This window comes from uncultured Cyclobacterium sp. (assembly GCF_963977555.1).
GTDB lineage: Bacteria > Bacteroidota > Bacteroidia > Cytophagales > Cyclobacteriaceae > Cyclobacterium.
Window position 1 is genome coordinate 59,850 of record NZ_CAXBPD010000004.1, and the last position, 18,921, is coordinate 78,770.

At 38.1% G+C, this 18,921-nt stretch carries 18 protein-coding genes; 11 read left to right on the forward strand and 7 right to left on the reverse strand.

Annotation, left to right across the window (positions count from 1 at the left end):
• Window positions 1-10: 10 nt before the first annotated feature.
• Together AAC073_RS05955 and AAC073_RS05960 are read left to right on the forward strand one after the other, a co-directional pair.
• Window positions 11-742, forward strand: coding sequence for an RluA family pseudouridine synthase (locus tag AAC073_RS05955; protein ID WP_339922934.1), 732 nt, complete (start codon window positions 11-13; stop codon window positions 740-742).
• Window positions 743-757: 15 nt separating this feature from the next.
• Window positions 758-1,615, forward strand: a complete 858-nt coding sequence (locus AAC073_RS05960; RefSeq protein WP_339922935.1) for a TraB/GumN family protein — start codon at window positions 758-760, stop codon at window positions 1,613-1,615.
• Here the strand turns inward: AAC073_RS05960 and AAC073_RS05965 are convergent.
• Entirely contained in the window at window positions 1,610-2,329 is a 720-nt protein-coding gene (locus AAC073_RS05965) for a VTT domain-containing protein (protein WP_339922936.1), read from the reverse strand. The two genes, AAC073_RS05960 and AAC073_RS05965, sit on opposite strands and share 6 nt — an antisense overlap.
• A 102-nt stretch (window positions 2,330-2,431) precedes the next feature.
• On the opposite strand from AAC073_RS05965, the gene AAC073_RS05970 reads away from it, so the two are divergent.
• A complete protein-coding gene (locus tag AAC073_RS05970; protein ID WP_339922937.1) occupies window positions 2,432-3,571 on the forward strand; it encodes a cystathionine gamma-synthase in 1,140 nt (379 codons plus the stop codon).
• A gap of 1 nt (window position 3,572) precedes the next feature.
• Here the strand turns inward: AAC073_RS05970 and AAC073_RS05975 are convergent, their stop codons facing one another.
• From AAC073_RS05975 to AAC073_RS05995, 5 genes are all read right to left on the reverse strand, one after another.
• Window positions 3,573-4,409, reverse strand: coding sequence for a hypothetical protein (locus AAC073_RS05975; protein WP_339922938.1), 837 nt, complete (start codon window positions 4,407-4,409; stop codon window positions 3,573-3,575).
• Window positions 4,410-4,411: 2 nt separating this feature from the next.
• On the reverse strand, window positions 4,412-5,374 hold the full coding sequence (locus tag AAC073_RS05980; protein WP_339922939.1) for a Smr/MutS family protein: 963 nt from the start codon (window positions 5,372-5,374) through the stop codon (window positions 4,412-4,414).
• Window positions 5,375-5,594: 220 nt separating this feature from the next.
• Complete coding sequence (gene leuS, locus AAC073_RS05985) at window positions 5,595-8,369, reverse strand: leucine--tRNA ligase (protein ID WP_339922940.1); 2,775 nt, start codon at window positions 8,367-8,369, stop codon at window positions 5,595-5,597.
• A gap of 126 nt (window positions 8,370-8,495) precedes the next feature.
• Window positions 8,496-9,440 (reverse strand): hypothetical protein, encoded by a 945-nt coding sequence (locus AAC073_RS05990; RefSeq protein ID WP_339922941.1) that lies wholly within the window; start codon window positions 9,438-9,440, stop codon window positions 8,496-8,498.
• Between the two features lie 82 nt (window positions 9,441-9,522).
• Window positions 9,523-10,419 carry a mechanosensitive ion channel domain-containing protein gene (locus AAC073_RS05995; RefSeq protein ID WP_339922942.1) on the reverse strand — a complete coding sequence of 299 codons (897 nt, stop codon included), beginning with the start codon at window positions 10,417-10,419 and terminating at the stop codon, window positions 9,523-9,525.
• A gap of 211 nt (window positions 10,420-10,630) precedes the next feature.
• Here AAC073_RS05995 and AAC073_RS06000 point away from each other — a divergent pair, with 211 nt between their 5' ends.
• The 4 genes from AAC073_RS06000 to AAC073_RS06015 are packed head-to-tail and all read left to right on the forward strand — an operon-like array spanning window position 10,631 to window position 15,257.
• Window positions 10,631-12,172: a bifunctional GNAT family N-acetyltransferase/carbon-nitrogen hydrolase family protein gene (locus AAC073_RS06000; protein ID WP_339922943.1), complete on the forward strand. Its 1,542-nt coding sequence runs from the start codon at window positions 10,631-10,633 to the stop codon at window positions 12,170-12,172.
• On the forward strand, window positions 12,172-12,717 hold the full coding sequence (locus AAC073_RS06005) for an HAD hydrolase family protein (RefSeq protein WP_339922944.1): 546 nt from the start codon (window positions 12,172-12,174) through the stop codon (window positions 12,715-12,717). Before AAC073_RS06000 ends, AAC073_RS06005 begins: the two co-directional genes overlap by 1 nt.
• Window positions 12,718-12,738: 21 nt before the next feature.
• Complete coding sequence (gene kdsA, locus AAC073_RS06010) at window positions 12,739-13,587, forward strand: 3-deoxy-8-phosphooctulonate synthase (RefSeq protein ID WP_339922945.1); 849 nt, start codon at window positions 12,739-12,741, stop codon at window positions 13,585-13,587.
• A complete protein-coding gene (locus tag AAC073_RS06015; protein ID WP_339922946.1) occupies window positions 13,584-15,257 on the forward strand; it encodes a L,D-transpeptidase family protein in 1,674 nt (557 codons plus the stop codon). The genes kdsA and AAC073_RS06015 overlap by 4 nt, the downstream gene beginning before the upstream one ends.
• A 19-nt stretch (window positions 15,258-15,276) precedes the next feature.
• Here AAC073_RS06015 and AAC073_RS06020 read toward each other — a convergent pair whose 3' ends face one another.
• Window positions 15,277-16,005 (reverse strand): murein L,D-transpeptidase catalytic domain family protein, encoded by a 729-nt coding sequence (locus AAC073_RS06020; protein WP_339922947.1) that lies wholly within the window; start codon window positions 16,003-16,005, stop codon window positions 15,277-15,279.
• 595 nt (window positions 16,006-16,600) lie between these two features.
• Between AAC073_RS06020 and AAC073_RS06025 the strand changes: the two genes are divergently transcribed.
• The 4 genes from AAC073_RS06025 to AAC073_RS06040 all read left to right on the forward strand — a co-directional run bounded on the left by AAC073_RS06025 (window position 16,601) and on the right by AAC073_RS06040 (window position 18,875).
• Window positions 16,601-17,011 carry a 6-carboxytetrahydropterin synthase gene (locus tag AAC073_RS06025; RefSeq protein ID WP_339922948.1) on the forward strand — a complete coding sequence of 137 codons (411 nt, stop codon included), beginning with the start codon at window positions 16,601-16,603 and terminating at the stop codon, window positions 17,009-17,011.
• Window positions 16,971-17,672: a GTP cyclohydrolase I FolE gene (gene folE, locus AAC073_RS06030; RefSeq protein ID WP_339922949.1), complete on the forward strand. Its 702-nt coding sequence runs from the start codon at window positions 16,971-16,973 to the stop codon at window positions 17,670-17,672. The genes AAC073_RS06025 and folE overlap by 41 nt, the downstream gene beginning before the upstream one ends.
• A 178-nt stretch (window positions 17,673-17,850) precedes the next feature.
• Entirely contained in the window at window positions 17,851-18,531 is a 681-nt protein-coding gene (locus AAC073_RS06035) for an SDR family oxidoreductase (protein WP_339922950.1), read from the forward strand.
• 80 nt (window positions 18,532-18,611) lie between these two features.
• On the forward strand, window positions 18,612-18,875 hold the full coding sequence (locus tag AAC073_RS06040; protein WP_339922951.1) for a hypothetical protein: 264 nt from the start codon (window positions 18,612-18,614) through the stop codon (window positions 18,873-18,875).
• Window positions 18,876-18,921: the final 46 nt, after the last annotated feature.

Genomic DNA, 18,921 nt, shown 5'->3' on the forward strand with positions numbered 1-18,921 from the left:
CTGAGAAAACATGAAAAAACCATTTAATGTAATATTTGAGGACAATCATTTGCTGATAGTCAACAAATCTGCTGGGATTTTGGTCCAGGGAGATAAAACAGGAGACAAAACCCTTACAGATCTATGTAAAACCTACATAGCAAATAAATACAATAAACCAGGCGCTGTTTTCTTGCACCCAGTACATAGACTAGACCGTCCTGTGAGTGGCGTGGTGGTTTTTGCAAGAACCTCCAAAGCATTGGAAAGAATGACTGCTTTGTTCAGGAAAAGAGAAGTTCACAAAGTTTACTGGGCATTGGTTAAAAGAAAGCCAAGAGAAGAAGCAGGTAAATTAACCCATTGGTTGGTTAAAGATGCTGATAAAAATGTTTCAAAAGCTTACGATAAGGAAGTTCCAGAGTCCAAGAAATCTGAAATGACTTACAAAAGGTTGGGTAAATTAAACGATCATTGGTTACTAGAACTCCGCCCTGTTACAGGTAGGCCACATCAGTTGCGAGTGCAATTGGCCTCCATGGATTGCCCCATAAGAGGAGATGTAAAGTATGGCTTTCCAAAGCCGAATCCTGACGCAAGTATAAACCTACATGCTTTTCATTTGGTCTTTATTCATCCTATAAAAAAGGAAAAATTAATCTTAAGGGCCGCTTTGCCAGAAGAAGCATTTTGGGAACAATTTTTGGAATTTGAAAACGTAAAATCAAGTGACCGCCACTTAGACAAAACCTATAGCGGTTGAAAAGATAATATTATAATGTTAAAGGGAGCTTACTTTATTTGGCTGTTTTTCCTAGGATATTTAAGTGCATTTGGACAAGAAGAAGAGGGCGTTTTTTGGGAAATATCAAGTCAAAACAATCCTAAGCCCTCCTATCTTTTTGGGACCATTCACCTTATTTGTGAAGGAAATTTTACGATAAACCCCCAGATTTCTGAGAAGATATCAGAAACTGATGTGCTTGTGCTTGAAGTAGACCTGGACGACCCTGCCCTGCAGGGAAGCATGAGGGATAACCTTTACAATAAAGATGGGCAAAAAATAAAAGATTTCCTATCTAAGGAAGAGTACCTTACCGTGTATACTTTCCTAAAGGAAAGAACCGGCATGGACATGGACATGCTACAGGAAATGCGTCCAATGGTATTGATGTCACTGATCTATAATAACTTACTGGAATGCGAAACAAAGTCTTTTGAGAATGAATTAATGATTCTTGCAAAAGAAGCTCAGATTGAAGTAACAGGATTAGAGACATTTGACGACCAAATGTCTCTTTTTGACCATATCCCACTTAAGAGCCAATACCGAAGTTTTTATAGCTATGTGAATGACATAGACAAGGGGCAGGAAGAGTTCAGAAAACTAATAAAAGCCTATAAAGAAGAGAAAATTCTCGCTCTTTTAAAGATGGTTTCAGAAAGCCCTGAATACAACGATTACCAAGATTTATTTCTCTCTGATAGAAACAAAAAATGGGTGGCCCCCATGACTCAAATCATGAATGAAGGCAGTGCTTTCATTGCCGTTGGAGCAGGACATCTAGGAGGGCCAAATGGAATCCTTAACCTCTTAAAGAACAAAGGGTATGAAGTCAATAGGATTTACCTATGAATTCATTTTTTTGCCTGGTTTGGTGAAGAAACTATAAATCCCCCAAACGCTTAGTATTAGTAGCCCTCCTATCAATAAATATTGCCAAAAGGGAGCATTGGAGGAGAGTGCATCCTGGATATTGCCAGCAAATGCACCTGAGGAAAATGCAAGCAAGGTTCTCGGTAGCATCCCTATTAAACCAAACCACAAAACCCGCTTCAAACCGGTATCTAAAAGTGCGAAAACCAAATTAGAAATAGCAAAAGGAATTACTGGGCTGATCCGTATATAAAAAATCAATACCCCCATTTGATCCTTTTTATTGTGAATCAATTGTCTTGCCTTTGGATAGGGCTCCAAGATCCATTCAAGGCTGTCTTTCTCCAACACTCTCCCTAACAAATACCCAACCGCACTTGCTAGTGTATAGGATAATACCAGGTACGGAAAAGCTAACCAGCCAAACAAGAACCCTGTCACTACTGCAAAAAAAGTCGTCGGAACCAATGCAAAGCCCATTAACACCGTACCTATAAGGCAGTAAAGGAAGGCAATATTGGGTTGATCAATTGGCAATATTTCTAGCTCTGCCCAATTCTTGTATATCCAATTACCAAGGGTAATAGCACCTATTGTTGGAAGTATGCTGACCCAGAGAATTGACGCTAAAACCCAAGGGCTTTTGCTATAGATATTTCTAAAATGCTTGAAAATAGGAGGTTTTTTGTCCATCTTTGAACAAAACTAAAAATAATTTTGACTAATATTTAATCAAATAATGCCTTTGGATAGGAAATAGCCTTATTTGGTTAAATAACCCTATATATATAACATATGAAATTTGCTACAAAAGCCATACATGCAGGGATCAAACCAGATCCAGGCACAGGGGCAATCATGACTCCTATATTCCAAACCTCAACATACGTACAGAAATCGCCCGGTGATCACAAAGGTTTTGAATACTCCAGAACTCAAAATCCAACCAGGCAAGCTTTAGAAAACAACCTGGCAGCATTGGAAAATGGCAATCATGGATTGTGTTTCTCTTCCGGGATGGCCGCTATCGACTGCCTATTGAAATTGTTGAAGCCAGGAGATGAGGTCATCAGCACTAATGATCTTTATGGAGGTACTTACAGGATTTTCACTAAAGTTTTTTCAAAATACGGAATAAAATTTCATTTCGTAAACATGGAAAAGCCGGAAGACATCTTATCCCTTATCAACGAGAATACCAAGTTGATATGGGCAGAAACACCCACTAACCCAATGATGAACATTATTGACATCAAAGCATTAGGGGAGATCGCAAAAAGGCATAAAGTACTTTTTGGCGTTGACAATACTTTCGCCACACCCTTTCTACAAACGCCTTTGGATTTAGGTGCTGACCTGGTCATGCATTCAGTGACCAAATACCTTGCTGGCCACTCAGATGTTGTCATGGGGGCTCTAGTTGTCAAAGACAAGAAACTTGCAGATGACCTGGCCTTCATTCAAAATTCCTGTGGAGCTGTACCGGGACCTCAAGATTGTTTTTTGGTCCTACGTGGAATAAAAACTTTGCACATTAGAATGGAAAGGCATTGCCAAAATGGAAAAACAATAGCGGCTTATCTAATTAATCATCCAAAGGTAGATAAAGTCTTTTGGCCAGGTTTTGAAGACCATCCTAACCATCTGATAGCTAAAAAACAAATGAAATATTTTGGCGGCATGATTTCGTTCACTTTAAAAGACAACAAAATAGAAGATGCTATTAAAGTTTTGGAAAGTTTTGAGATTTTTGTTTTGGCAGAGTCACTAGGTGGTGTTGAATCCCTTTGTGGTCACCCGGCAACAATGACACATGCAAGTATACCTAAATCTGAAAGAGAAAAAGTAGGCTTATCAGATTCTTTGATTCGATTAAGTGTAGGAATTGAGGATGCTGAAGACTTAAAAAATGACCTTGCCCAAGCTTTAGATTAAATCAAGGCAACATTTTCTTAAACAGATATTGACATTTATTGTCGATATCTGTTGTTAAATCTTTGTGGTTTTTCTTTAGAAGGGTAAGTACTGGTTGGTACTTTTTACTTATATCTTCTTTTTTACCTAAATGACTACCAAGATGTTGGAGTAGCAAATGATTTTTATGCCAATTCACCATCACTGTTCCCAGGGCATCAATCTCCTCATGAACCTCATGGGTAAAAATACTATTCAGGCCTATGGATAACCTTATTTTTTCTAAAACAGTAACTTTCTTGAGGCCTTTATAGATTTCACTTATTGTTTGGGCGTCGAGTTTTGTTTTAGTCCCGAATTGGAAGTATTCCACTTCCTCATTGATTATTTGATTAATAGCCGTGTTAATACTCAAAATAGACATCCCTTTTGAGTATTGCCAAATTTTCTTGTAAAGATCTTCCCATTTTTGCAATGGGATTGATAAAATCAATTCATAAACATCAGAATAAACCCTGTTTTTATCTGAAGAGATCAGTTTTTCGTAATCTGAATAGTGCCACTTATTGACATGCATGTAGGTTAAAAACCCATCTTGAATAAACCGAATATGCCTTACTTTGCGAAGGTTTTTGTGCAAAACCTTAAATGGAGAAAGTATTTGACTTATCTCTCGCTTCTTTTCAAAATGTGCTCTTTCTAGCAGTTGAATATAGACACTGAAAAAATCCAAATGAGATTCAAGCTCAATTGATTTTTTTGATTTCAACTTTTTCGAGAGCTCCTCAAACAATGCCTTACCGGCATCATAGTGCTTATCAAAAACATGTAAAATCAGCGGTAAGGTAGACGATTCCATCGCTATTCGTTTATTTTTACTGTTGTAGCTCCATATCCAAAATTGGTCTTCTGACTGTCCTTAAAATATTTGATCCCTTGTAACTGACTCAAATATTTATGGATATTTTTTCTTAAAACGCCATTCCCAATGCCATGAATAAAAACAATCTCATCCATGGCTGAAACAATTGCATCATTCAGATTGGTTTCAAACGTTTTCATCTGCAATTGTAACATTTCACTATTGCTCATCAAGTCGAAATCATCCGTCAACTTCTCAATATGAAGATCCACCGACGCGGGAGGCCTCTTTACTTTAGCGGTAGGATAAATGTCCTGAGGCTTTGGATTGAGATCCTGATTTAATTTACTGACGTTCAGGGTATTTAGGGTATCATCAATCCTGAAAAAATAGGCGTCTTTATTCAGTAATGGAGCTTTGCCCATACTTTTAAAAAAGGATGAGGCTTTTAATTTGATATTCCTTACCTGAACGGGCTGCTGCTTTTCAAATTGCTTGTTCAGTAAAACCATCATTACACTAAAAGGTGGCCATTGCTCAAACTCCTGAAGCATCTTCTCACCAATCTTGGTAAATGACTTGGCTTTAACCACACCTGCGCCTATATTTTTTGTCTTAACGCTTTGACTCTCGTCAAAAGAATAAAGGCAATCTTTGGAGGAGTTATTTACAAGCACCAAATCATGCAGCTGATCGTTATAAGGAACATAGGCCAAATAAACCCCTTCCTCTTTGTCAGCAACATTACTTTTAGGAACACTGGAAAAGTAACTTGTGGACTTTTTGGGCTTTGGGTCAAAATAAGTTTCCTCAGCTTCGTTGATAAGCACCAACTCAGTTTTTAATACCGGAATTCTAAACCCGTCTTCAATTTCAATTTCAACCTGCCCACCAGAAGAAAGCTTGGTAATAACACCTTCCTCCTTTCCATGCAATAACCTTACCTTATCCCCTATGTTCATATTTCAAATTTACCAAATAGATTGTGGATATCCTCAATTAATTCCTTTTGATTCCCCATATTCATTTTTTATCTCTGTTTGAAAAAATTTCATGCCAATAACCAAAGATTATTTTTGGATAAATTAAATAGCAAAAAGCCCAAATCAGATTGAATTGGGCTTTTAAAATTTTAAATTTGAACGAAGCAATAGAAATAATTTTACAAATACCTATTTCGGCTTAGAGTACAATGTTCACGATTTTACCAGGTACGACGATGACCTTTTTAGGTTTTTGGCCATTAGTCCATTTCAGGATATGTTCGTCAGCCAGCGCTGCTTCTTCTATTTCTTGTTTTGAAAGGCTCAATGACAATTCAATTTTTGCCCTCATCTTACCATTGATAGACACGGGGTATTGGTGGCTTTCTTCTGCAAGGTATTTTTCTTCTGCTTGAGGGAATTTAGAATTAATAATTGATTCTTCATGTCCTAAGCGTTCCCACAATTCTTCAGCAATATGAGGTGCATAGGGCGACAACACTACCAACAGTGGCTCTAGCACATCCTTATTATTGCATTTCAAGGCAGACAATTCATTTACACAAATCATAAAGGAAGAAACAGAAGTATTAAAAGCATGTCGCTCTATATCTTCCTCCACTTTTTTCATAGTTTTATGTAAGGATTTTAACGCTTCTTTGGAGGCGGGTTTGTCAGATACATTCCACTCTCCTTTTTGGTCATGGAAAAGTCTCCAAAGTTTTTTCAAAAACTTAAATACACCATCAATCCCGTTGGTATTCCAGGGTTTAAACTGCTCTAATGGGCCAAGAAACATTTCATAAAGCCTTAAAGTATCAGCACCATAGCTCTCAATTACATCATCTGGATTGACCACATTGTATTTGGACTTGGACATTTTTTCAACTTCCGCCCCACAAATGTACTTGCCATTCTCAAGAAGGAATTCAGCCTCTTTAAGATCAGGTCTCCAACTTTTAAAAGCTTCCAGATCCAGTTGATCATTGTAAACGATGTTTACATCCACATGCATTGGGCTTACTTCGTGCTCGCCGATTAATCCATGGCTGACAAATGTATTGGTTCCTTTCTTGCGATAAACAAAGTTGGAACGACCCTGTATCATTCCTTGATTAATCATTTTTTGAAAAGGCTCCTCAATAGAAACCAGATCTCTATCAAATAAGAACTTTGTCCAAAACCTGGAATAAAGCAAGTGACCGGTAGCATGTTCAGCACCTCCTATATACAAATCAACAGCTCCCCAATAATCAGCGGCGGATTTACTTACAAACTCCTCTTTATTATTGGCATCCATGTACCTGAAAAAGTACCAACTTGAACCTGCCCAACCTGGCATGGTACTCATTTCCAGTGGATAAGTTCCTGATTCTGTTTTATAAGTCCATTCTTTCGCCCTGCCTAAAGGTGGAGCGCCATCTTCTGTAGGTAAATATTTATCTACTTCAGGTAACCTTAGAGGTAAATCACGCTCATCAATAAGGTAAGGTAAATTATTTTTGAAATAAACAGGAAGTGGCTCGCCCCAATATCTTTGACGTGTAAAAATAGCATCCCTCATTCTATATTGAATTTTGCCTTTTCCTATTCCTTTTTCTTCAAGAAAGGAAATGGCTTTATCCATAGCCGGCTGCATTTTCAATCCACTTATAAAGCCTGAATTCATGATGGTCCCACCTTTGCCTGGAAAGGAACCATTGGACATATCTCCTTCTATTACTTGTCTTTTCTCTAAGCCAAAGTGATTCGCAAAATTATAATCCCGCTCGTCATGCGAAGGAACAGCCATAACAGCCCCTGTTCCATAACCAGCCAAAACATAATCAGCAATCCAAATTGGGATTTTTTCGCCATTGAACGGATTTAAAGCATAACTACCCGTAAATGCCCCTGAAATGGTTTTCACATCCGACATTCTGTCTCGCTCGGACCTGTTTTTAGCCTGAGCTACATAGTCAACAGCCGTTTCCCTTTGATCCTCAGTGATCAAATCAGCTACCAACTCATGTTCTGGAGCCAAGGCCAAGTAGGTCACTCCATAAATGGTATCAATCCGCGTAGTGAAAACCTTGATTTTGTCATTTTTCCCCTCTACATCAAATACCATTTCGGCACCCAATGACCTACCGATCCAGTTTCTTTGCATTTCTTTGACAGGATCAGGCCAGTCCAGACCTTCCAAACCCGTGAGCAAACGTTCTGCGTAAGCAGTTATCCGCATGCTCCATTGCATCATGCGTTTTCTTTCTACGGGATGTCCACCTCTTTCAGAAAAGCCATCTTTGACTTCGTCATTCGAAAGCACCGTTCCCAAGGCACCACACCAGTTCACAGTAGTTTCTGCCAAATAGGTTAGTCTATACCTTAAAAGTGTCTTTTGCTTTTCCTCATCAGAATAATTATTCCAATCATCTTTGGTAAATCCTTCAGTATCCTCATCGCAAGCTGCTCTGATGCTTTGATTTCCCTCTTTTTCAAAAACTGAGATAAGATGGCTTATGGACTGCGCTTTATTGGCTTCTAAGTCATAATAGCTGTCAAAAAGCTGCATAAAGATCCACTGTGTCCATCGGTAGTATTCAGGATTTGATGTCCTTACTTCCTTGGTCCAATCAAATGCAAAACCTATGTTTTTAAGCTGTTCGGTATATCTTTTAATATTCTCTTCGGTCGTTATCGCCGGATGCTGACCAGTCTGTATCGCATACTGCTCAGCTGGTAAGCCAAAAGAATCATACCCCATTGGGTGTAGTACGTTGAATCCTTTTAACCTTTTATAACGCGTGACAATATCAGAGGCAATATACCCTAGTGGATGCCCTACATGCAGCCCCGCTCCTGATGGATATGGGAACATATCCAAAGAATAAAATTTAGGCTTATTTACCTCAGGATTGGCATTGAAAATTCCCGTTTGCTCCCAACGGTCCTGCCATTTTTTTTCAATGGTGCGAAAATTATATTCAGACATTTTCAGTAATTGTAAAATTATTGGTCGATTCAATTCCAAAAGTATAAAAAATATCCCTATTCATTTCGAATATAGATGACTATATGTGAATCACTCGTTAATTAAGAAAAATAACCTGACACAAAATCACCTGAATTTGAACCCTCTATTCCTTTTGCTAAATATCCAATTGTCCCAAATATCCAGAGAGAAATAAATTTCAGCCCCAAAGTTTAATGTAAAATAACCATCGTATCGTGCTCCAGGTTCATTGATTCTAGGGTCACCACTACCTCTTCTGGCACTCCCTTTCGTATTCCTTATTAACTCGACATTGGGCTCCCCATTTGGCAATAAAAATCTGTCTTCTCTTATTGAAAAACGCAAACGGTCAGGGTTCAGCCCTGTAATATAATCTTCTATTAATTCCTCATAAAAACCAGAGATGTTGAATGCACTAACATCATCAAGATGGTCTGAATAGGTAAACCGATAACTCCCTTCAATAAAAAAGTCCATGTAAACATTTGCTTTATATTTAAAGCCAAGTCCCATGGGAAAAACGGTAACTATTTCATTGTAATATTCATTTTCAGTTCTTAACGGGCGCAAATTCACCCATTCTCCGTTGTAAAGTGTTTGTGGGTTATTGGTAGTCGCTCCTATTCCAAAAAACACATATGGATTATAAAACTCTCTAGAGACGTAGTACACTTTTACGGGATACAAATAGTATTCTACCATTAATGCAGCTTCAAAGTTTCTACTTCTAAAATTCAAATTTCGCGGTATTCTTCCACTTTCAGGGTCTGCATGATCATCTTGCCCGGAAATCTGATAAAACCCTATATCTCCTCTGGCTTTCAAATTTGTACCAAAAGTGTACCGAGCACTTAAACCAACATTATAATCTGGCTGAACGCCTTCTTTGTATTCCCAAAGGGCATAGAGGTCTCCGAAATACTGAGAAGGTCCGCCCTGTAAAGAAAAAGACCATGCTTTCTCCCGTGCATACCGGTTAAAACCTTGAGCAAATATTTGATTTGAAATCGCTATAAAAAAAAATGCTATAAAAAATATTTTCCTGGTCATCGTTCTCTTATCCCTTATCCCTAGCCATTAACCTGTTGGCAATAACCCCCCTAAAGGTAAATAGAAACAGGAAATAAAAAAATTAGTCTGGTGCAATTTTATCTAAGCCCGAACGGATATGCAAATCCCTTTGAGGGAATGGAATCTCTACTTTCTCCTCGCTAAATTTTTTAAAAATCTCGTAATAAAGTTGGCTCTTCAGGACACTTGGTTTATTGGTATACTCCGTCGTCCATACCCTGAGATTAAAATCAATACTACTATCATTGTATTTATCAAAAAGCACATCAGGTTCCGGTATTTTTAGCACACCAGTATTTCTTTTCACCACTTCCAGCAAGATCTCCTTTATTTTCTCAGGATCTTCCCGATACGATACCCCTACAGGTATATTAAACCTAATATTACTATCATTGTGTGACCAATTGATGACTGCATTGTCTATAAATTGGCTATTAGGAACTATTATTGAAATATTGTCATTTGTAAGTATAGTGGTAGATCTGGCAGATATTGACACTACGTCCCCATATACCTCATCTACCTCTATTCTATCCCCAACTTTTATCGGCCTTTCGAACAGTATAATTAATCCACTTATAAAATTATTTGTTATATTCTGCAGTCCAAAACCAATACCCACACCAATCGCTCCAGCCAAAATTCCAAGAGCACTCAAGTCTACATTACTGTTTTGCAAAATGGTAACCAAGCCAATAATGATAAGAAGGTACTTGAAAATAGTTGCAATGGACTGGCGAACACCAATTTCTAGCTTATACTTGGTTAATATCTTATTGGCGAGAAATTTACGCGCCAATTCAGAAACAACGAATACTAGAACAATTGAAATGGTTAATCCTAAAAACAAACCTATGGTTAGCGTTGTTTCTCCAAACATTATTATTTTCAAGTTGAGAAACTCATTTATTTTCTCCAGAAAATTCCCCTCTTTGACTTCTTGTATTAATTCATTCATAAAGTATGGTTTTAACCAATGAAACCTAATAAAGCTATTTGTAAGCTACAGAAAAATAAATAAAAATTCTTAATTGAATATTCTTCAAATTAACACGCTTAGGAGCAAAAAGTTAAATAAAACTTATTGAGGGCTAAAATTCCCCTTAATTTTTCTTAACTACTCCCATTAAGCGTGCAATTTAGGTACATTTGTTGCTAATTTTATCCCCATGAGTAAACAAAAGGAAGAACTCGAACACAGGCTTAAACTCAGAAATATCAAACATTCTGATTTTAATGACATTCGTGAAATAATGGTTTCTACTTATAAAACCCAGGCAATGTCTTGGACTAAGGAGGAATTTAAAAATCAACTTAATGCCTTTCCTGAAGGGCAGATTTGTTTGGAGGACAATGGCAAGGTAGTAGCCGTAGCCATGAGCCTTATAGTAGATTATGCTAAATATGGTGACAACCATTCCTATGACCAAATCACTGGATTTGGAAAATTTGATACGCATGATCCGGATGGAGACACTCTTTACGGCACTGATGTATTTGTAGACAGGGAATACAGGGGCTTGCGGCTAGGAAGAAGGCTTTATGATGCGAGAAAAGAACTTTGCGAAAACCTAAACTTAAGGTCTATAATAGCCGGAGGAAGAATACCAGGTTACAGTAAATTCGCTGATCAAATGTCACCGAGGAAATACATTGAATTGGTGAAGAACAAAGAAATATTTGACTCTGTACTTTCCTTTCAACTGGCCAATGAATTTCACGTTAGGAAAGTAATCACCAAATACCTGCCTGAAGACACGGACTCCCGCGCCTATGCCACCTTGCTGGAATGGATCAATATATATTATGAGAAGGATGAGAAATTAATTGGCAATAAAAAAACAATTGTAAGGTTAGGGCTTGTCCAATGGAAGATGAGGCGATTCACCGATGTAGACGATTTGATGCAGCAGGTAGAGTTTTTTGTTGATACTGTTTCTGATTACCAATCAGATTTCTGTTTGTTCCCAGAGTTTTTTAATGCACCATTATTAGCAGGTTTTAACAAAATGGATGCTTCTGAAGCAATTAGAAATCTTGCCGATTATACTGAGGAAATTGTAAACCGCATGCGTGACCTGGCACTGTCTTATAATGTCAACATTATTGCTGGGAGTATGCCTGAATATGATGGGAAAAAACTGCGAAATGTAAGTTATCTATGCAGAAGAGACGGCACCATGGACAAACAATACAAGCTGCACATCACTCCAGATGAACAGTCCTACTGGGGTCTCCAAGGGGGAAATCAAATAAAAGTTTTTGATACAGATGCTGGGAAAATAGGCATACTCATCTGCTATGATGTAGAATTCCCTGAATTGGGACGCATATTGGCAGAGAAGGAAATGGATATTCTTTTTGTACCATTTTGGACAGACACTAAAAATGCTTACCTGAGAGTAAGCACCTGTGCCAAAGCCAGAGCCATTGAGAATGAATGTTATGTTGCTATTACCGGATCTGTAGGTAACCTCCCACGCGTTGAAAACATGGACATTCAACATTCCCAAGCAGCAATCTATTCCCCTTCAGACTTTTCTTTTCCGCATGATGCAATCATAGGTGAAGCCTCCCTAAATACTGAGACCACAATTGTCGCAGATGTAGATCTGGGATTGTTGACCAAGTTACGTAAAACTGGTAGTGTAAGAAATCTTGAACAACGGAGGTTGGACTTGTATTCCATCCAATGGAAAAACAAGCGATAATGGAATACTTCAATGCCAACTTTGAAGAGGTTCTCAATAAAGCCAGAGAAATAAAACTTCTGGTTACTGATCTGGATGGTGTCCTAACTGATGGAGGAATACTTTTGGACGACAATGGGATGGAGTACAAGAAGTTTCAGGTAAAGGATGGGCAAGTCATTCCTTACCTTCGTGAAAATGGAATAAAAACTGGAGTCATCACTGGTCGTAATGTATCCGTATCCAAAATCCGATGCGAACAAATGGGTGTAGATTTCCATCTTCATGGCATTCGGGAAAAGTGGCCTACCTTATTGGAGCTTATAGCAGAAATGGAATTAAATCCGAATCAAGTTGCTTATATTGGAGATGATATTATCGATCTGGAATTGTTGTTAAATGTTGGCTTTTCAGCAGCTCCTGCTGATGCCATACATTATATCAAAGATAAAGTAGATTATATTACCTTGAAAAAGGGAGGGCAGGGAGCCTTTAGAGAATTGGCTGACTTAATCCTCTTTGCTAGTGGAAACCTACCTTCAATAGCTGTTAAAAACCATACCTAATAATTAATTTTAAAGTCAAAAATGGAAAGAAGTCAGCATACAATGACCATTGGGGAAAACCTGCTATTGGGTGGAAATCAACCTATTTTATTTTCCGGTCCATGTGCAGTAGAAAGCCTTGACATTTGCCTCGAAATCGGCAGCACTGTTAAGAAGCTTGCCGAAAAACATGGTTTTGGATATGTCTTTAAGGCTTCTTTCGACAAAGCCAACCGAACCTCATCTGATTCTTATAGGGGTATTGGGCATGAAAAATCTTTGCAAGTACTTCAAAATGTAGGCAATACGCTTAAGGTACCTTTAGTGACAGACGTACATGAAAGCTATCAAGTAGATGCTGTGGCAGATGTAGTCGACGTCTTGCAGATCCCTGCCTTTCTTTGCCGGCAAACAGATCTTTTGGTAGCCGCAGGAAAAACCGGCAAGGCTATCAAAATTAAAAGAGGTCAGTTTATGGCACCCGAAGACATGCAATATGCTGTAGACAAGATTCGATCTACTGGCAATGACAATGTAGCACTTACGGAAAGAGGTTTTTCACTCGGCTATCATAATCTAGTGGTAGACATGCGCGCTTTACCAATAATGCGGCAGTTTGCCCCTGTAATATTTGATGTCACCCATAGTGTACAGCAGCCGGGAGCAAACAAGGGTACCAGTGGGGGTCAACGGCAAATGGCACCCTACCTCGCAAGAGCAGCTGGCGCAGCTGGTGTCGATGGCTTTTTTATAGAAACCCATCCAAATCCAACCGTGGCCTTGAGCGACGGCCCTAATATGATCCCCCTTGCTGATATGGATAGCTTTCTCGCTATGCTGAAAAGTGCATGGATTGTAGGAAATCAATTTAAAGATTATTCACTTTCATGAGAAAAGCAAAGTATAGTTTCTATTTCCTCCTCTTAATCCAAATGGTTTTTTTAAGGATCGGTGCCTTTTCACAAAGCCAAATGGTGACCAACGAAATCAGAACGATACTGGAAGGAGATAGTACTTATTTGAATAATCTTTTCAATAAAAGCCCTTTATATTCAAACACGGAACTACTTGTCTTTTATTCCGACAGGGCATTTGAACCTGGATGGTCTGAAAACCAAACATTGACATGCAATGCCTTGGAATTGCGATTGCTTATACAAAATGCTGCATTAGAGGGTTTAGTTCCGGAAGACTACCACCTGAATGCAATCAACCCCTACTTTGAAAAATTTTTTTCAGGATCCCCTTTAACAGCTCATGAATTGGCCAAGGTTGATTTCTTGCTAAGCGATGCATTTATCGTTTATGCCAATCATATTTATGGGGGGAAAGTTCATCCAGAGCATATCAATGGTTCTTGGGAAATTATGCAAAAAGAGAGCGAGCCTAAGGTTGTAGAAAAACTTATCTTAGCTGTTTCCCAACGCAATGTCAGGGCACAGTTATTCAGCCTTCAACCTAAGTTTGCCATTTACACGCGCATGAGGCAGTCCTTGATCAAGCACATAGGTCTTCAAAAGAAAAAAGACAGTCAAACCTGGGAAAAGATATCGATAAAAGAAAAGATTGAGCTGGAACAGACAAGCCCAGTGGTGGAAATTATCAGAAAAAGGCTACTGTTTTGGGGAGATTTGAAGAATTCCTCCATTCATTCCGGGACTGAAGAGGTTTATGACTCTCTTTTATTTGCAAGTGTCAAGGTTTTTCAGAAAAGAAATGGCTTACAGGCAGATGGTGTTTTGGGAAAGGCCACGATTGATGCGTTGAACAAGAGCCCTCTGGAAGTCATCAAACAGATCAGGGTAAATATGGAACGTTTAAGGTGGCTTCCTGACACTACGGTCCAGGAAATGATACTTGTAAACATTGCCAATTATGCCATGGATTATATCAGTAAGAAAGACACTTTGCTGCACTCCAATGCCATCGTAGGAAAATCGTATAGAAAAACACCTGTTTTCAATGCCGCCATGTCTTATTTGGTATTTAGTCCTACATGGACGGTCCCTCCGACCATATTAAACAATGATGTCATTCCATCAATCAAGAAAAATCAAAATTACCTGTCTGCTAAAAACATGCGAATTCTTGATTATTCAGGAAAGGAAATCAATCCTTCTGAGATTAACTGGAATTCAGTAAATAGCAAAAACTTCAAATACATGGTAAGGCAAGATCCGGGAGAAAGCAATTCTCTTGGCCAAGTGAAGTTTATGTTCCCGAACAAGCACAATGTATACATTCATGACACTCCATCCAGAGGTCTTTTTTCTAATGAAGACCGAGCTTTGAGTTCAGGATGTATTCGAATTCAGCAGCCATTTGAATTGGCAAAATTGTTACTTGCCGACCAACCTTTGTGGACAGATGATCTGATAAAAAAAGCAATGGAGGCGAATAAAGAGAAATCTATCACCCTTACCAGAAAAATCCCCGTCGTTATTCTCTATCTTACTTTTTGGACAGACAGCAAAAATACTGATCAAGTAAGAAAAGACCTCTATTCGAGAGATGATGAACTTTTTGAATTGCTGCAGAAGCCATTGATGAGCTTCTATTGAATTTAGGAGGTATTTGGGATCAGCTCGCCGTCAAACGTTCAATATAAGCAGATTGGGAGCTATAGTTGTTTTCACTGGAGTGGATAAACAGACAGCTTTTATCCTTTATCAAATTAATTATTTCTTTAAAATTTTCATCGGGTAATGCTGGACAACCCAGGCTTCTACCTAGCCTGCCATGAAGTTTAACAAATGAACTTTCAGCATAATCAGCAGCATGTATTACGATTGCCCGTAACCGAGCATTATCATTGATTCCTTCCTCCATTCCATCCAACCTTAAAGATTGCCCATGCTTACCTATGTAAGTCTCACCAGTTAGGTAAAAGCCAAGGCTACTCATATAACTCTCCGGGACATTGGAGAATTTTTTGGCGTGAAGTCCACCGGAGTTTCTTCCATGAGCCACTAAAGACACGTATTCCAAATCTTGATTCTGAATGTCTATTATCCAAAGCCTTTCCTCCGAGGAAGGCAGGTCATAATCAATAATTGTCAAGGGCTTACCTTCTTCAAGTAAGCCATTATCCAACATTTTCTGGTAACCTTCAACTGCCATCAGCAATACCTCCTTCTTCAACGAGTTTTGATCCGAACGAATGCGCTCCCAAATAGTCGCTACTGAGGAGGCTATTTTACCTGATTTTGAATTGGGCTCCACTTTTTTAACAAGCTCAGGTAATTGTGTATTTTCAAAAGAAAAAACCGGACAAACAATAAGTAGTGTAAAGAAAATAATTTTAATCATAAATTTTTAGTTGAAAAGAAGATGTAGAATAAACCAAACATGAAAAAATGAAAACCTTCTCTAAAAGTAAAATTAGCATCCGAAACATTCGCTTTAGAACCAATCCTCCCATTTCATTAAATATAACAGCTCTATCTATTCAAAGATTCCTACTTTAACGAAATCTTCTCCTCTAGAAAACCCAGACAGTCAAAGGGTAGACAAAAACAACTACAGAATCACAACAGTTTTTAAATGGAAATATTATACTTCCCTTGAAAAAAATTAGCTGCCTTTATCCCGCAATTTTAAAATGTTTCGGGAAATTTGATATGCTTAAATCAGTGAAAAACAATTTCTAAAATGAAGCTTACCATACTTCAATCAGCCAGCTTTTTCACCAAGTTAAATTTAGCCAATAAACCAACATCATCCATATTTTAATTAATTTTGAACCGATACCCCCTAATTATTTGTTCTCTCGGTTGGTATAAAAAAATCAGGATTAAAGCGAGTTATCAGTCATTTAGCAAATTAGCTACTTTGCAATTTTAATCCTTTGGTGATATAATACGATCAAGATAAACAAAATTACAGATAGTCTGTTAGATATTTTATGAAAATAGCCATCTACCGAAAAGAACATTTTAATGCTGCCCATAGGCTTCATAACCCAAAGTGGTCAGAGGAAAAAAACAATGCCATTTTCGGGAAGTGCAACAATCCCAGCTATCATGGTCACAATTATGATTTGGTCGTAAAACTGTCTGGTCCTATAGATCCTGACACGGGCTATGTCTATGACATGAAGAAACTGAAGGAGGTAATAAAGGAACATGTAACAAACAAATTTGATCACAAAAACTTAAATTTAGATGTCGATGAATTCAAAAACCTTAATCCAACTGCAGAAAACATTGCTGTGGTTATTTGGAATATTTTGAGAGAAGAAATTGAATTAAAATACGACTTAACAATTCGATTATATGAAACAGAAAGAAACTTTGTTGAATTCAGCGGGGATTGATCTCAATCAAACCATTGACGACTTTGGCGACGAACATATTTCTTCCTCCCATGAAACACCATTGAGGGAAGATGCTTTTGAAATGGACGATGACCTAAAGATGGAATTGATTGAAAACCATTTTAAAGGAATCATGAACATTCTTGGCTTGGACCTCACAGACGACAGCCTTAAAGGAACGCCTAGGAGAGTAGCAAAAATGTTTATAAAAGAAGTTTTTTCGGGCTTAGACCCAAAAAACAAGCCTGAGGTAAAATTATTTCAGAACAAATACCGGTACAATGAAATGTTGGTAGAGAAAGACATTACTTTTTTCTCCCATTGCGAACATCATTTTGTCCCTATTTATGGAAAAGCACATGTAGCCTATATTTCCAATGGCAGTGTAATCGGATTATCTAAAATCAATCGAATTGTACAATACTTCGCCAAAAGGCCTCAAGTTCAGGAAAGGCTTACGGTCCAAATTGGCAATGAGCTAAAAGCAGCATTGGGAACAGACGATGTTGCAATAATTTTAGATGCAGATCATATGTGCGTATCAAGTAGAGGTGTACGGGACACCACCAGTAGCACAGTCACTTCCTTTTATAGTGGACAATTTGAAAATGATCCTCAAAAAAGAAATGAGTTCCTGAAATACATTTCAATGGCCAGGTAATAGGAACTTTATTACCACTATAGTATTCAACAAGCTTCATGAGCAAAAGCTGCCACCCTTTTATGGCAGCTTTTTCTATCTACTTTCAACTTTTTCATAGGATATCCGACTTTTCAGTAAGATTTATTAAACAATTTGCTCATTAATTCATTCTTATAGGTAAATAATGAATGGATCAATGAAGGGAAAGAACATAGTAATTATCGGAGGAAACAGCGGTATAGGTAAAAAAGTAGCCGAAACACTTTCAAGCGAAGGTGCTAGTATTTATTCTTATTCAAGGTCTAAAACGGGTGCCAATCAATTGGATATTTTAGATGATTTTGAAGAGATACCAAACCTACCGGATGTGGTACACGGCTTGGTTTACTGTCCTGGAACCATTAATCTCAAACCTTTCAAAAGGCTTAAAATTTCAGAATTTAGACAGGATTTAGAAATAAATTTTTTGGGGGCTATTAAAGTACTTCAAAGTCTGGAAACCTTGTTAAAAAAAGCCGAATCTGCTTCTGTGGTGCTTTACAGCACCGTGGCTGTTCAGACAGGTTTGGGTTTTCACAGCTCGGTAGCTGGGGCAAAGGGAGCCATTGAAGGACTTACGAGATCCCTATCTGCTGAATGGGCGGTCTCGGGAATACGAGTAAATGCTATCGCCCCATCCCTTACTGATACCCCCTTAGCAAATGCTTTACTTTCGACTGATGATAAGAAAGCGGCTGCTGCGAAAAGACATCCGCTTGGAAGATTTGGAACAGTTAAAGACATTGCCTCCTCAACTGCATTTTTATTGTCAGACAAATCCTCTTGGATTACCGGACAGGTATTAAAGGTCGATGGTGGTATGTCAGTTATTAAATAATTATTTAGGTCACTCCTACTAGGGGATTATTAAAGTCAAGATCGCAAAAGGATCGTTCCTAGCACCAAAACAGCAGAGAAATGAGGACTCCACCGGAATCATATTTAATTTTTAAAGCAGAATTAAAAAAGGCAAAACTTGAAAAAGAGCAATTACGACAACAGTATGAAGAAAATTTGGCCGATATTAATCGAGAACTTTCTCGGTTAAAGGAACAAATTTCTGCACAACAAGAATTGATGAAAACTACTATCAATTATGCCATAAAGCTGGAAGATGATTTAGGAAATTTCAAAAAGGAAGTTGAAAGCAAAAAAAACAAAAGCAAAAGCTCTTTTCATTGAATCTATTACTCATTTTAACCGTAAAAATAGGTAACAGGTAAGAAAT

Coding starts and splice junctions, on each gene's coding strand:
- AAC073_RS05955 (WP_339922934.1), top strand. CDS start 11: ATGAAAAAACCATTTAATGTAATATTTGAGGACAATCATTTGCTGATA.
- AAC073_RS05960 (WP_339922935.1), top strand. CDS start 758: ATGTTAAAGGGAGCTTACTTTATTTGGCTGTTTTTCCTAGGATATTTA.
- AAC073_RS05965 (WP_339922936.1), bottom strand. CDS start 2,329: ATGGACAAAAAACCTCCTATTTTCAAGCATTTTAGAAATATCTATAGC.
- AAC073_RS05970 (WP_339922937.1), top strand. CDS start 2,432: ATGAAATTTGCTACAAAAGCCATACATGCAGGGATCAAACCAGATCCA.
- AAC073_RS05975 (WP_339922938.1), bottom strand. CDS start 4,409: ATGGAATCGTCTACCTTACCGCTGATTTTACATGTTTTTGATAAGCAC.
- AAC073_RS05980 (WP_339922939.1), bottom strand. CDS start 5,374: ATGAACATAGGGGATAAGGTAAGGTTATTGCATGGAAAGGAGGAAGGT.
- leuS (WP_339922940.1), bottom strand. CDS start 8,369: ATGTCTGAATATAATTTTCGCACCATTGAAAAAAAATGGCAGGACCGT.
- AAC073_RS05990 (WP_339922941.1), bottom strand. CDS start 9,440: ATGACCAGGAAAATATTTTTTATAGCATTTTTTTTTATAGCGATTTCA.
- AAC073_RS05995 (WP_339922942.1), bottom strand. CDS start 10,419: ATGAATGAATTAATACAAGAAGTCAAAGAGGGGAATTTTCTGGAGAAA.
- AAC073_RS06000 (WP_339922943.1), top strand. CDS start 10,631: ATGAGTAAACAAAAGGAAGAACTCGAACACAGGCTTAAACTCAGAAAT.
- AAC073_RS06005 (WP_339922944.1), top strand. CDS start 12,172: ATGGAATACTTCAATGCCAACTTTGAAGAGGTTCTCAATAAAGCCAGA.
- kdsA (WP_339922945.1), top strand. CDS start 12,739: ATGGAAAGAAGTCAGCATACAATGACCATTGGGGAAAACCTGCTATTG.
- AAC073_RS06015 (WP_339922946.1), top strand. CDS start 13,584: ATGAGAAAAGCAAAGTATAGTTTCTATTTCCTCCTCTTAATCCAAATG.
- AAC073_RS06020 (WP_339922947.1), bottom strand. CDS start 16,005: ATGATTAAAATTATTTTCTTTACACTACTTATTGTTTGTCCGGTTTTT.
- AAC073_RS06025 (WP_339922948.1), top strand. CDS start 16,601: ATGAAAATAGCCATCTACCGAAAAGAACATTTTAATGCTGCCCATAGG.
- folE (WP_339922949.1), top strand. CDS start 16,971: ATGAAACAGAAAGAAACTTTGTTGAATTCAGCGGGGATTGATCTCAAT.
- AAC073_RS06035 (WP_339922950.1), top strand. CDS start 17,851: ATGAAGGGAAAGAACATAGTAATTATCGGAGGAAACAGCGGTATAGGT.
- AAC073_RS06040 (WP_339922951.1), top strand. CDS start 18,612: ATGAGGACTCCACCGGAATCATATTTAATTTTTAAAGCAGAATTAAAA.